A 13,669-nucleotide genomic window follows, 5' to 3' on the forward strand; every position below is an offset into this window, starting at 1 on the left:
AAAACGCGCTGATCTTCGCCCTCGTCGGCCAAGTCGCAGCCGAAGCCGGCGTGCTGCTGATCATCATGTCTGCGGGGCCGGGCTGAGCGCCGTCCCGAAAAATCGACTTCGGCAGCGGGCTGTTAAGGGCCGATGATCGACAGCTGGAACAAGCGTGACAAGAGCCGGAATCGCATGCTCAGTTGCCGTTCTGTCACTCGGGAACTGCTGAGCCGTGCGTGTCCCCGATTGGGCGAGGCGTGGTTGCACCCTTGTCGCAGCAGCGCTATATATGTCCCTCCGGGCAGCGTCAGCCGAGCTTCCACTCCCACCCGAGCGAATCGCCGTCCATCACCTCCACGCCCTTGCCCGCAAGCTCGTCCCGCAGGTGATCCGATGTGGCGAAGTCCTTGTCGGCTCTTGCCTGCCGGCGCCGCGCGAGCACGTCCTCGATCTCGCGTTCTTGCACACTCGCAGTGGTGGGACGCAGGCGCAAGTCGGCCCGGGAGGTTCCGAAAAGATCGAGCCCCAACACCGCGTCCATCGCCTCGACAGCCGCCCGTTTCGCCGCCGGGTCCACTTTCTTGGCCCCCAGCACGTCTTCCAGCGCCGTAAGCGCGATGGCCGTGTTCAGATCGTCGCCGATCGCCTTCTCGAATGTTTCGAGCATGGGCGCCAGCTTAGGATGCGCCGGGTCCCCGGGTTCCACGTCCTGAAGACGTTCGGCCACGATGATCATCCGCTTGAGGCGCACCAGCGCGGCCGCCAGGCCTTCCCAGCTGAATTCCAGCTCGCTGCGGTAATGCGCCTGCAGGCACATCATGCGATAGCCCAGCGGATGATACCCCCTGTCGATCAGGAGCTGAAGGCGCAGGAACTCACCCGAGGACTTGCTCATCTTGCCCGAGCGCTCGACAAGAAAGTTGTTGTGCATCCATATCTTAGCGCCGGAATTTGCGGGCGCATCGAGGCCGTTGGTGCAGCAGAACGCCTGGTTCTGCGCAATCTCGTTGGGGTGATGGATTTCCCGGTGATCGATGCCGCCGGTATGGATGTCGAAGGGGAAGCCGAGGAGATCCCCGGACATCACCGAACATTCAAGATGCCATCCCGGAGCGCCCCTTCCCCATGGCGAATCCCACTCCATCTGCCGCGTCTCGCCCGCGGGGGTCTTTCGCCAGATTGCAAAGTCCGCAGCGTTGCGCTTGCCTTCCACCGCTTCGATCCGGCCCTCGCCCTCCTCTGTCACGGCACGCGCAAGGCGCCCGTAGTCCGAGACGGTGGAGACATCGAAGTATAGGCCGCTTTCCAGTTCGTAGCAGTGCCGGGCGGCGATCTTCTCGGCGAACGCGATCATCTGCGGCACGTAATCGGTGGCGATCGACCATCTGGCGGGCTGGCGGATGTTAAGCGCCTTGATATCCGCCCAGTAGGCGTGCGTGTAATGCGCGGCGATGTCCCAGATGGATTGCGCCTGCGCCCTCGCCATCTTCTCCATCTTGTCCTCGCCCGCATCGGCATCGTCGGTCAGATGGCCGACATCGGTGATGTTGATGACGTGGGTGAGCTTGTAGCCCTTGTGGCTCAGCGTGCGGCCGAGGACATCGGCGAAGACATAGGCACGCATATTGCCGATATGCGGGTAGTTGTAGACCGTCGGCCCGCACGTATAGACCCGCGCCTCGCCGGGATGGACCGGCTCGAACGGTTCGAGCCGGCGAGTGAGGCTGTTGAAAAGCGTGAGATGCGGTGCGTCGGTCATGGGCTGCGGAATAGGCGGCGGACTGCGGCAGTCAAGCCGCGCCGCGCCGCGCCTCGACTCACTCTTCCTCGAACAGACCTGCCAGTTGCTCGATCATCGTGCCGCCAAGCTGCTCCGCGTCCATGATCGTGACGGCACGGCGGTAGTAGCGTGTGACATCGTGACCGATGCCGATGGCGACAAGCTGGACCGGCGACTTGCTTTCGATCCACTCGATCACGCGGCGAAGATGTGCCTCCAGGTAGCCTGCGGAGTTCACCGAGAGGGTCGAATCGTCCACCGGTGCACCGTCCGAGATGACCATGAGGATACGCCGGTCCTCGGGACGCGCCAGCATCCGCTGGTGTGCCCACATCAGCGCTTCGCCGTCGATGTTCTCCTTGAGAAGCCCTTCGCGCATCATCAGGCCCAGGTTCTTGCGAGCGCGCCGCCAGGGTTCGTCTGCCTTCTTGTAGATGATGTGGCGAAGATCGTTGAGGCGGCCCGGATGCTGCGGTTTCCCGCTTGCAAGCCATGCCTCCCGGCTCTGCCCGCCCTTCCAGGCCCGCGTGGTGAAGCCCAGGATCTCAACCTTGACCCCGCACCGCTCGAGCGTGCGCGCAAGAACGTCTGCGCTGATCGCCGCGATGGAAATTGGCCGCCCGCGCATGGAACCGGAGTTATCGAGAAGGAGCGTGACGACGGTGTCCTTGAACTCGACATCCCGCTCGACCTTGTAGGACAGCGACTGCCCGGGCGAGACGACCACGCGGGCAAGCCTCGCCGCATCGAGGAGGCCCTCTTCCTGGTCGAAGTCCCATGACCGGTTCTGCTGCGCCATCAGCCGGCGCTGCAACCGATTGGCGAGACGCGTCACCACGCCCTGCAGCCCTTTCAGCTGCGCGTCGAGATAGGCGCGAAGGCGCGTGAGTTCCTCCTCGTCGCACAGTTCCGAAGCGACCACGACTTCGTCGAACGTCTCGGTGAAGACCTTGTAGTCGAAGCTGTCGGGGATGTCGGTCCAAGGGCGGTTCGGACGGACCGGGAGCATGCCCTCGTCCCCTTCCTGGCCCTCCTCGCCTTCCTCCATGTCGTCGGAGGTCTCGCCTTCGGCTTCGCTCTCGCCTTCGTCGTCGCCCTGCGCAGGCTCCGCCGCCATTTCGGCAGGCTGCTGGTCCTGCCCTTCGTCGCCGCCTTCCTCCTGCTCCTCGGTTTCCTCGTCGCCGTCCATGTCATCGGCGTCGTTGGGTTCCTGCGGCATTTCCTCGGCACGGGTAAGTTCGAGGTGCTGCAGCATGTCGAGCGAAAGCGACTGGAAGGCCTGCTGATCGTCCAGCGAAGTCGCCAGCGCGTCGAAGTCGGCACCGGCCTTGCGTTCAATCCACTGACGGACCAGCTCGACACCGGGCAGCGCAACATCGGGGATCGGTTGCCCGGTCAGCCGTTCACGCAGCAGCAGCGCGAGCGCGGCCGGGATTGGAACGGCGTCGGGTGTATCGGCGCGGGAGATCGGGTCGGATGCGATGCGCGCCATGAGCGCCGCATCCAGGTTTGCCGCCATTCCCGAATAGGCGTTGGCCCCCAGCGCCTCGTAGCGCACCGCCTCTACGGCGTCGTAGGCCGCGCGTGCAGACGGTTCGGAAGGAGCCTTGCGCATGTGCAGGCGATCGTCGTGGTGGCGCAGCTTGAGCGCGAAGCTATCGGCGTAACCGCGCGCCTGCATGGCAGCGGCATGAGGCAGGCTGCGGCCCGGCATCGGCACACGGAAGGTCCCGCCGGTGGAACTGGGCGCATCGGCGGTCCAGTTGACCTCGATCTCCCTTTCCTGCGCGATCGCGCGCGAGGCGCCGGCCAGGACGGACTTGAAGCGATCTGCAGGGGATTCGTCGGACATGCTCTCCGCCTAGCGCATCGGCGGGACATGCTCAAATAGGCTATGGCGCGGAAAAACCGTGCTCGCCCCTGCCCCCTCCCCTACAGCGGGAGGAGGCGGAGGCTTTCCCGGATCAGATCGACTGGCCGGTCTTCGCCCAGTCGGCCATGAAGCCTTCGATGCCCTTTTCGGTAAGGACGTGCTTGAACAGGCCCTTGATGACGGCGGGAGGCGCGGTCATCACGTCGGCACCGATTTTTGCGGCCTGCAGGACGTGCACACCATGACGGATCGAAGCCGCCAGGATTTCCGTCTCGAATGCATAGTTGTCGTAGATCAGACGAATGTCGCTGATCAGGTCCATGCCATCGAGGCCATTGTCGTCGTGCCGGCCGATGAAGGGTGACACGAAGGTCGCGCCGGCCTTGGCGGCAAGCAGGGCCTGATTGGCGGAGAAGCATAGCGTCACGTTGACCATCGTGCCCTCGCCGGAGAGCGCCTTGCAGGTCTTCAGACCGTCGATGGTGAGCGGCACCTTTATGCAGACGTTATCGGCGATCCTGCGCAGGATTTCAGCCTCGCGCATCATGCCGGCGTGATCGAGCGCCACCACTTCGGCGCTGACCGGCCCATCGACGATCCCGCAGATCTCGCGAGTCACTTCCATGAAGTCGCGGCCGGATTTGGCGATGAGCGAAGGATTGGTGGTGACACCGTCGAGCAGGCCCGTTTCGGCGAGCTCGCGGATGTCGGCGATTTCTGCGGTGTCGACGAAGAACTTCATGGCGATATGATCCTGCAATACCGGCTCGCCCGGCGATTCTGGCCGCCCCTATAGGGAAGGCGCAGCGCCGGGGCCAGCACGCGTTTCTCCGCGTTAGAGAGCCTTGAGCGCTCCGATCAGCATGGGATCGTTGGTGGACTCCGGGTTTCTCCGGATTTCACCTTCCTGCGCTCCGATCTCGTACCAGATGGCATTGTCCGCGGCGAGCGCGAGAGCATGTGCGGCATCGCCGATGTTCACGCCGGCAAGCGCGGATATTGCCTGATTGAGCAAGGGATCTTCCGTGGCCTGCATGACCCGGCCGAGCTCCGGGATCATGGCATTGACGAGCGATGCGCCCATCGACTGGCGCAGGAAAGTCGTCGCAGCCGTATCGCCGCCGCGCAGGATAGCAAGCGCGTCCGAGACGGTCATCCCGCGAACGGCGTCGTAGACCAGCGGAGCGGCGACACGGGCGCCGTCCTCGGCAATGGTGTTGAGTTCGTGCTGCAGCCTTTCCCGGAAGAGGGGTGACTTGAGCACTTTGGCCACGCGCGACCCCGGCTTGCCGAACAGCACGGGCAGGTCGATCCGGGCGACGGTGCTGTCCCAGAAGCCGTCCGGTTGCGTCAGGCGGGCAAAGGCGCGCTGCGTGGAAACGAGCATGAGGCGTTCGATGACGTCGGTTTCGCTCGGGCGACCCAGCGTTGCGCAACCAGGCAGCGCAAGCGCGGCGGAAGCCATGATTCCCCCCAGGAACGTGCGGCGCCCCAACCCGCTCTTGAAAGCTTCATCCACGCACGATCCCCAATTGCCCATCTCGAACTCCTTCACGAGCCATTCCGCCAGTGCCTATATGGCGCCAGATGAACCGCGTCCGACTCCTCGTCTTCAACGCCGCCCTTGGCGTCCTCGACTATCGCGTGCCACCGGGAATGACGATTGAATTCGGATCGATCGTCATGGCCCCGCTCGGCCCGCGACAGGTGCTGGGCATTGTCTGGGAGCCTGAACGCCTCAATGCGCAGGAAGTGCCTGAATCGAAACTGCGAGCCCTGCTCGACGTCATGCCGGTCCCTTCCATCCCGGAACGCCTGCGACGGCTGATCGAATGGACGGCGGATTACTACTGCGCGCCGCTCTCGGCAGTGGCTCGCATGGCGCTGGGGAGCATGGCCGCCCTCCGGGGCGGCGGCACCACTACCGAGTACCGCCTTACGGGCGCGGAGCCTGCCCGCATGACGCCGCGGCGCGCTGCGGCGCTGGATGCGCTTCAAGGCGAGCAGGCATCCATCCGCGAACTGGCGGAGCTTGCCAGCGTTTCCGAAGGCGTTCTGCGCGGCATGGTGGGAGCAGGGCTGCTGGAGCCGGTGACGGTGGACCTTGATCGGCCCTACCCTGCCGCCTGGGCCGACTTTGCCGCTCCTGACCTGAGCGCCGAGCAACGCGCGGCCGCGGACACTTTCGTGACGGCTGTCCGCGATGGGGAATTCGCGCCGTTCCTCCTCGATGGCGTCACCGGCTCGGGAAAGACGGAGTGCTATTTCGAAGCGGTTGCCGAAGCGCTTCAGCTGGAACGGCAGATACTTGTTCTCCTTCCCGAGATCGCGCTCACCGAGAACTTCCTTAGGCGTTTCGAGCATCGATTCGGCGTTCCCCCGCTTCTTTGGCACTCATCGCTCAAGTCGAGCGAAAGGCGGCGGGCGTGGCGTGCGATCGTCCGCGGAGAAGCGCAGGTGGTCGTGGGCGCACGTTCCGCGCTGTTCCTGCCATACGCAAGGCTCGGCCTCATAGTCGTCGACGAGGCCCACGAAGTCTCGTTCAAGCAGGACGACGGCGTGCGCTACAACGCGCGCGACGTGGCGGTGATGCGAGCCAAGTTCGAGAGCATCCCTGTGATCCTCGCGAGCGCCACTCCCGCCCTCGAATCGATGCAGCTTGCCGAGGCCGGAGTGTACCGGAAGCTGGAACTGCCGAGCCGTTTCGGCGGCGCCCAGCTGCCCGATATTCAGATACTCGACTTGCGCAGCGAAGCGCCGGAACGAGGACGGTGGCTGGCTCCGCGACTTGTCGAGCAGATGAAGGACCGGCTCGCCAAGGGAGAGCAGTCCCTGCTGTTCCTGAATCGGAGAGGCTATGCCCCGCTCACGCTCTGCCGGCATTGCGGCTATCGCTTCCAGTGCCCCAACTGCACGGCCTGGCTCGTCGAGCACAGGTTCAGCAAGCGCCTGGCCTGCCACCATTGCGGCCACGAGGTCCCTGTGCCCGAGGCATGCCCCGAATGCGGCACCGGAGACTGTCTCGTCGCCTGCGGCCCCGGCGTGGAGCGCATCGCCGACGAGGTGGCGGAAATCCTGCCTGAAGCGCGCACCGCGCTGGTGACTTCCGATACCATGAACACGCCCGAGGCGATCGGCGATTTCGTCGCCATGGCGGAAGGGCGTGCCATCGACGTGATCATCGGCACCCAGTTGGTGACGAAAGGTTATCACTTTCCGGAACTGACTCTGGTCGGCGTGGTCGACGCGGACCTGGGTCTTGAGGGTGGCGACCTGAGAGCCGCCGAGCGGACCTACCAGCAGGTCGCGCAGGTCGCAGGGCGAGCCGGGCGCGGCGAGAAGCCGGGAGTCGTCCTGATCCAGACCCGGCACCCCGAGGCCGCTGTCATCGAAGCGCTGGCGAACGGCGACCGTGATGCCTTCTACGCGGCGGAGACAGAGGCTCGCCGGGATGCCGGTGCGCCTCCCTTCGGGCGTTGGGCCGCCATAATCGTCAGCTCGGAAGACCAGGCGGAAGCCCTTGCCGCCGCGCGAGCGATCGGCGGAACCGCGCCCAACCTGCCGGACATGATGGTGCTGGGCCCGGCCCCTGCCCCGCTATCCCTGCTGCGTGGACGTCACCGCTTCCGGCTGCTCATCAATGCCCGCCGCTCCGCGGAATTGCAGAAGACGCTGCGCGAGTGGCTGGCCCCGCTCGAGTTCCCTCGCGGCGTAAGGGTCAACATCGACATCGATCCCTATTCATTCGTCTAGCCGCGACCGGTCGCCCCCCTGCTCCCGGCGCAGGAGGTCGCGCTTGAGCGCCTCTCCATAAGCATAGCCGCCAAGGGTGCCGTCGGAGCGCACGACCCTGTGACAGGGGATCAGGACCGCCACGTTGTTGGCCGCGTTCGCCGAGCCTGCGGCGCGCACCGCACCCGGGCGTCCCACTGCAGCGGCCAGCTGCGCATAGCTGCGGGTCTCGCCCGCAGGAATGCGCTGCAGTTCGCGCCAGATCGCTTCCTGGAAGACGGTCCCCTGCACGTCGAGAGGTATGGTCCGTGAACATCCGGGCTGCTCCACCGCGCTCACGACGTCCTGCAGCAAGCCCTCGAAGGCCTCGCCTCCTTCGACGAGATCGGCCCGGGGAAAGCGCGCGCGCAGATGGTCCGGCTCCTCCGAGAACGACAGGCGACAGATCCCCTTCTCCGTCGCGGCGACGAGCATCCTGCCAAGAGTGGTCTCGACGACCGCCCATCGGATAGTGACGCCCGAACCGCCGTCGCGCCATGCAGAGGGCGTCATGCCCAGCCTGTCTCGGCTGTTCTCGTAGAAACGGGACGGTGCGCCAAAACCCGCTTCGTAGATCGCTTTCGTCACGCTGTTACCGCCACTGAGGACCTCGCCCGCCCGCGCCATGCGCTGCGTGCGGACATATTGTGCGGGAGTGACCCCGACCGCGCGCTTGAACACTCGCTGGAAGTGCGCCGGGCTGTAACCCACCTCGCTGGAAAGCTGCGCCAGCGTCGGCGCGTCTGAGCCATCGCCAATGCGCGCGAGCGCCCGGGCCACCGCTTCTTCCTCGCGGGAGACACTGCGGGGAGAGCAGCGAAGGCAGGCGCGCAGTCTCGCCTCTTCCGCAGCATCCGGCCCCGCAAAGAAGCGCACGTTCTCTCGCCGGGGGTGGCGCGCCGCGCACGAGGGGCGACAGTATATGCCCGTGGAAAGCACTCCGGTGACGAACCGCCCGTCGAACGTTCCGTCACGCGCGAGCACAGCCTGCCAGGCTGCTTCCTCGGACACCTGCTCATCAGACATCATCATTTTCGCCCTTCCCGATTGCTGGCAGCACGATCCCTGTCCTGTTTCCTCGAGTATCGTTGCCGTCGTCTCGGCCCGGCCGGACGGATTGGTCTTTTCGAAGCGCTGCCACATATCGCGTCTGCGCTACGTGGCTACGTGGCTCGGTTTCTGCAAACACCTATCTTGGGGCACCTGTTTTCACCGCTCCGGAAAGTACCCGGCTTCATATTTCACCACCCTCGAGACCAAGGCCCAGCGCGGCAGGACCGTTCATCCGGCGAAGTTCCCGCCCTCAGGACAACGGCATGGCACTGCCCTTGCCCGGGCGCTTCCCGCATCTTGCGGTCAAACCAAATACCGGCCCTTTACCCCGGATCACCAAGCCGCACCTTGCATCGTAACAGTATCGTCGCTATGCGCGCCCCGTCTGCGGGCCGGGGGAGCGCGCTGTCGCGTCGTACCCCCAGTGCCTCAGCCCACCCGATGTAAGGATAGGACGCGCGTGGAGAATTCCGGGGGCATCAAGGCCAGCTTGCAAGGACGCTACGCTTCGGCGCTGTTTGATCTTGCCAGCGAAAATGGCACCGTTTCGGCGGTGGAGACCGACCTCGACAATATCGGCCAGGCAATCCGCGAGAGCGACGAGTTTGCAGCGCTGATTCGCAATCCGCAGGTCAGCCGCGAAGCCGCGGCAGCAGCGATGGATTCGGTCGCCGGCGTACTGGGGCTTTCGCAGCTCACCCGAAACTTCCTGGGCGTCCTGGCCGGCAACCGCCGCCTTTCGGCCCTGCCCCAGATCATCCGCGCTTTCGCGGCCATCGCAGCCGCCCAGCGCGGCGAGGCGACCGCTGAAGTCACTTCGGCCCACGCCCTCAACGACGAACAGGTCGAACAGCTGCGCCAGAAGCTCGAGGCGCGAGAGGGCCGTTCCGTCAAGATCAGGACCAGCGTCGATCCCGAGCTGCTCGGTGGCCTCGTCGTCACCATCGGCTCCAAGCGCATCGACAGCTCGATCCGCACCCGTCTCAATTCGCTCGCCCAGGCCATGAAGGGCTAAGAAAGGCAGAACAATGGATATCCGCGCAGCAGAAATCTCGAAGGTCATCAAGGACCAGATCGCCAGCTTCGGCACCGAGGCCCAGGTTTCCGAGGTCGGTTCGGTTCTGTCGGTCGGCGACGGCATCGCCCGCATCCATGGGCTCGACAATGTTCAGGCCGGTGAAATGGTGCGCTTCGCCAACGGCGTGCAGGGCATGGCTCTCAACCTCGAAGCGGACAACGTCGGCGTCGTGATCTTCGGCTCGGACGCCGAGATCAAGGAAGGCGACAGCGTCAGCCGCACCAACACCATCGTCGACGTACCCGTAGGCAAGGGCCTGCTCGGCCGCGTGGTGGACGCACTCGGCAATCCGATCGACGGCAAGGGCCCGATCGTCGCCGAGAAGCGCGCCCGCGTCGAAGCGAAGGCTCCCGGCATCATCCCGCGCAAGTCGGTGCACGAGCCCGTTCAGACCGGCCTGAAGGCGATCGACGCCCTCGTCCCCGTGGGTCGCGGCCAGCGCGAGCTGATCATCGGTGACCGCCAGACCGGCAAGTCGGCCGTTGCCATCGACACCTTCATCAACCAGAAGGAAGCGAACAAGGGCGACGACGAGAGCAAGAAGCTTTACTGCATCTACGTCGCCGTCGGCCAGAAGCGCTCGACCGTGGCGCAGATCGTGCGCCAGCTGGAAGAGAACGGCGCGATGGAATATTCCATCGTCGTCGCCGCGACCGCTTCTGAGCCCGCACCGCTGCAGTACCTCGCGCCCTACACCGGCGCTGCCATCGGCGAATTCTTCCGCGACAACGCCATGCATGCCGTGATCGTCTATGACGATCTCTCCAAGCAGGCGGTCGCCTATCGCCAGATGTCGCTCCTGCTGCGCCGCCCGCCGGGCCGCGAAGCCTACCCCGGCGACGTCTTCTATCTCCACAGCCGCCTGCTGGAGCGCGCCGCCAAGCTTAACGACGAGAACGGCTCGGGCTCGCTGACCGCGCTGCCGATTATCGAGACGCAGGCGGGCGACGTGTCGGCCTACATCCCGACCAACGTGATCTCGATCACTGACGGCCAGATCTTCCTTGAGACCGGCCTGTTCTACCAGGGCATCCGCCCCGCCATCAACGTCGGCCTGTCGGTCTCGCGCGTCGGCGGCTCGGCCCAGACCAAGGCGATGAAGAAGGTTGCCGGCTCGATCAAGCTGGAGCTCGCGCAGTACCGCGAGATGGCGGCTTTCGCGCAGTTCGGCTCCGACCTCGACGCCTCGACCCAGAAGCTGCTCAACCGCGGCGCGCGCCTGACCGAGCTGCTCAAGCAGAAGCAGTTCTCGCCGCTCGCTTTCGAGGAGCAGACCGTGTCGATCTTCGCGGGCACCAACGGCTACCTCGATGCCCTGCCGGTGGACCGTGTCACGACCTACGAGACCGAAATGCTGACCTACATGCATTCGGAGCACCAGGACGTGCTGGACCTGATCCGCACCACCAAGGACTTCGGCGACGAAGCGAAGAGCAAGACCAAGGCCGCGCTCGACGCCTTCGCCAAGCAGTTCGCCTGATGAGCTATACGGTGTTCGCAACCATCCCGGTCAAGCCCGAGCATCTCGACGATGCCCGGGACGCCGTCGCCGCAATCGTGCCGCAAACGCGCGACGAGGCAGGTTGCGAGCACTTCGAGCCCTATCGGGCGGCTGATGGAACGTCGAACCTCTACATCTTCGAACGCTGGGCCGATCGCGCGGCGTTCGATTTCCACCACGCCCAAGACTACACCAAGGCCGTGTTCGCTCAGTACGAAGACTGGCTGCGAGATGCTCCCACGCTGGTGGAAGTGAAGGAATTGAAGGACTGACATGGCCAGCCTTAAAGAACTCAAGGGCCGCATCAACTCGGTCAAGTCGACCCAGAAGATCACCAAGGCCAAGCAGATGGTCGCCGCGGCCAAGCTGCGCAAGGCGCAGGCCGCCGCCGAGGCCGCGCGCCCTTACGCCGCACGTCTCGCCGAAGTGATGGGCTCGCTCGCCTCGAAGATCACCGTCTCCGAGAACAGCCCGAGGCTGCTCGCAGGGACCGGCAGCGACAAGGTTCACCTCCTCGTCGTCGCCAACTCGGACAAGGGCCTGGCCGGCGCGTTCAACTCGAACATCGTCAAGGCCGCCCGCGTCAAGGCGCAGGAACTGGAAGCGCAGGGCAAGACCGTCCTGTTCTACCTGATCGGCCGCAAGGGCCGCGCGGTGATCCGCCGCGAGTACCCCAGCCAGATCGCCCACATGTTCGACACCACCGATGTGCGCGATCCCGGCTTCAACGAGGCTGAGCGCATCGCTGACGAACTCGTCGCCATGTACGAGGCGGGCAAGTTCGACGTGGCGCACCTGTTCTACTCGAAGTTCCGCTCTGCGCTTCTGCAGGAACCCACGGACCAGCAGATCATCCCGGTTCCGGCTCCCAAGGCTGCTGCACCGGTCGCCGATGCCGTCACCGAGTACGAGCCGGACGAGGAGGAAATCCTCGCTGCGCTGCTGCCGCGCTACCTGAAGACGCAGATCTTCGGCGCACTGCTCGAGAACGCCGCGTCCGAACAGGGCGCATCGATGACGGCGATGGACAACGCCACGCGCAACGCTGGCGACCTGATCCGCAAGCTGACCATCGTCTACAACCGCACCCGTCAGGCTGCGATCACCACCGAACTCGTCGAAATCATCGCGGGCGCGGAAGCGCTCTAAGTCATCGCAGGCAAGGAAACCGAAATGGCCACTGCACCCGTGCTCAACCTCACCACTACCGGCAAGATCAGCCAGGTCATCGGCGCCGTCGTCGACGTGACCTTCGAAGGCGAACTGCCTGCCATCCTCTCCGCTCTGGAGACCGAGAACAACGGCCAGAAGCTGGTTCTCGAAGTCGCACAGCACCTCGGCGAGAACACCGTCCGCACCATCGCCATGGACGGGACCGACGGCCTGACCCGCGGCCAGGACGTGCGCAGCACCGGCCAGCAGATCTCGGTGCCGGTCGGCCCCAAGACCCTTGGCCGCATCATGAACGTCGTGGGTGATCCCATCGACGAGCGCGGTCCGATCGGCGCCGACCAGTTCGCCCCCATCCACGCCAAGGCTCCCGAGTTCGTCGATCAGTCGACCGAAGCGGCGATCCTCGTCACCGGCATCAAGGTCATCGACCTCCTCGCTCCTTACGCCAAGGGCGGCAAGATCGGCCTGTTCGGCGGCGCGGGCGTGGGCAAGACGGTTCTGATTCAGGAACTGATCAACAACATCGCCAAGGGCCACGGCGGCGTCTCCGTCTTCGCCGGCGTCGGCGAGCGCACCCGCGAGGGTAACGACCTCTACCACGAGTTCCTCGACGCGGGCGTCATCGCGAAGGACGCCGAGGGCAACGCCACCTCGGACGGTTCGAAGGTCGCGCTCGTTTTCGGCCAGATGAACGAGCCCCCGGGCGCGCGTGCACGCGTCGCTCTCTCGGGCCTGACCATGGCCGAGTACTTCCGCGACCAGGAAGGCCAGGACGTCCTGTTCTTCGTCGACAACATCTTCCGCTTCACGCAGGCGGGCGCGGAGGTGTCGGCGCTGCTCGGCCGTATTCCTTCGGCAGTGGGCTACCAGCCGACCCTGTCGACGGACATGGGCGCGCTGCAGGAGCGCATTACGTCGACCACCAAGGGTTCGATCACCTCGGTCCAGGCGATCTACGTTCCCGCGGACGACCTTACCGACCCTGCGCCGGCGACTTCGTTCGCGCACCTTGACGCAACGACGACTCTGAACCGCGCCATCTCGGAACTGGGCATCTACCCGGCGGTCGACCCGCTCGACTCGACCTCGCGCGTGCTGGAGCCCCGCATCGTCGGCGCCGAGCACTACGAGACCGCGCGCCGCGTTCAGGAAACCCTGCAAAAGTACAAGTCGCTGCAGGACATCATCGCGATCCTGGGCATGGATGAGCTCTCGGAAGAGGACAAGCTCACCGTCGCCCGTGCGCGCAAGATCCAGAAGTTCCTTTCGCAGCCCTTCCACGTTGCCGAGGTCTTCACTGGCATCTCGGGCAAGTTCGTGCAGCTGGAAGACACCGTAAAGTCCTTCAAGGCCGTTGTCGACGGCGAGTACGACCACCTGCCGGAAGCGGCTTTCTACATGGTCGGCGGCATCGACGAGGCGGTCGAGAAGGCCAAGAAGCTGGCCGCGGAGGCCTGA

At 65.0% G+C, this 13,669-nt stretch carries 11 protein-coding genes; 6 read left to right on the forward strand and 5 right to left on the reverse strand.

The genetic code is table 11. The annotated features are described in order from the left end of the window. Positions 1-289 precede the first annotated feature (289 nt). From cysS to GR702_RS09590, 4 genes are all read right to left on the reverse strand, one after another. Positions 290-1,741: a cysteine--tRNA ligase gene (gene cysS, locus GR702_RS09575; RefSeq protein ID WP_160985680.1), complete on the reverse strand. Its 1,452-nt coding sequence runs from the start codon at positions 1,739-1,741 to the stop codon at positions 290-292. Positions 1,742-1,799: 58 nt separating this feature from the next. Further along, positions 1,800-3,614 carry a cobaltochelatase subunit CobT gene (cobT, locus tag GR702_RS09580; protein ID WP_160985681.1) on the reverse strand — a complete coding sequence of 605 codons (1,815 nt, stop codon included), beginning with the start codon at positions 3,612-3,614 and terminating at the stop codon, positions 1,800-1,802. 112 nt (positions 3,615-3,726) lie between these two features. Further along, positions 3,727-4,377 carry a fructose-6-phosphate aldolase gene (gene fsa, locus GR702_RS09585; RefSeq protein ID WP_160985682.1) on the reverse strand — a complete coding sequence of 217 codons (651 nt, stop codon included), beginning with the start codon at positions 4,375-4,377 and terminating at the stop codon, positions 3,727-3,729. A 93-nt stretch (positions 4,378-4,470) separates the two neighbouring features. Next, the gene (locus GR702_RS09590; RefSeq protein WP_337192564.1) at positions 4,471-5,190 is read right to left on the reverse strand and encodes a DUF4197 domain-containing protein; all 720 of its coding nucleotides are present in this window, start codon (positions 5,188-5,190) and stop codon (positions 4,471-4,473) included. A gap of 32 nt (positions 5,191-5,222) precedes the next feature. Here GR702_RS09590 and GR702_RS09595 point away from each other — a divergent pair, with 32 nt between their 5' ends. Beyond that, on the forward strand, positions 5,223-7,388 hold the full coding sequence (locus tag GR702_RS09595; protein WP_160985683.1) for a primosomal protein N': 2,166 nt from the start codon (positions 5,223-5,225) through the stop codon (positions 7,386-7,388). Here GR702_RS09595 and GR702_RS09600 read toward each other — a convergent pair. Further along, complete coding sequence (locus GR702_RS09600) at positions 7,377-8,438, reverse strand: bifunctional transcriptional activator/DNA repair enzyme AdaA (protein WP_419880289.1); 1,062 nt, start codon at positions 8,436-8,438, stop codon at positions 7,377-7,379. The genes GR702_RS09595 and GR702_RS09600 overlap by 12 nt on opposite strands. 481 nt (positions 8,439-8,919) lie before the next feature. On the opposite strand from GR702_RS09600, the gene GR702_RS09605 reads away from it, so the two are divergent. The 5 genes from GR702_RS09605 to atpD are packed head-to-tail and all read left to right on the forward strand — an operon-like array spanning position 8,920 to position 13,669. Further along, positions 8,920-9,474 (forward strand): F0F1 ATP synthase subunit delta, encoded by a 555-nt coding sequence (locus GR702_RS09605; RefSeq protein WP_160985684.1) that lies wholly within the window; start codon positions 8,920-8,922, stop codon positions 9,472-9,474. A 13-nt stretch (positions 9,475-9,487) separates the two neighbouring features. Beyond that, the gene (gene atpA / locus GR702_RS09610; protein ID WP_160985685.1) at positions 9,488-11,017 is read left to right on the forward strand and encodes a F0F1 ATP synthase subunit alpha; all 1,530 of its coding nucleotides are present in this window, start codon (positions 9,488-9,490) and stop codon (positions 11,015-11,017) included. Continuing rightward, positions 11,017-11,310, forward strand: a complete 294-nt coding sequence (locus tag GR702_RS09615; RefSeq protein WP_160985686.1) for a putative quinol monooxygenase — start codon at positions 11,017-11,019, stop codon at positions 11,308-11,310. The genes atpA and GR702_RS09615 overlap by 1 nt, the downstream gene beginning before the upstream one ends. Before the next feature lies 1 nt (position 11,311). Next, positions 11,312-12,187 (forward strand): F0F1 ATP synthase subunit gamma, encoded by an 876-nt coding sequence (locus GR702_RS09620; RefSeq protein WP_160985687.1) that lies wholly within the window; start codon positions 11,312-11,314, stop codon positions 12,185-12,187. A 24-nt stretch (positions 12,188-12,211) separates the two neighbouring features. Then, on the forward strand, positions 12,212-13,669 hold the full coding sequence (atpD, locus tag GR702_RS09625) for a F0F1 ATP synthase subunit beta (protein WP_160985688.1): 1,458 nt from the start codon (positions 12,212-12,214) through the stop codon (positions 13,667-13,669).

It is taken from the genome of Novosphingobium silvae (genome assembly GCF_009856825.1).
GTDB classification, from domain to species: domain Bacteria; phylum Pseudomonadota; class Alphaproteobacteria; order Sphingomonadales; family Sphingomonadaceae; genus Novosphingobium; species Novosphingobium silvae.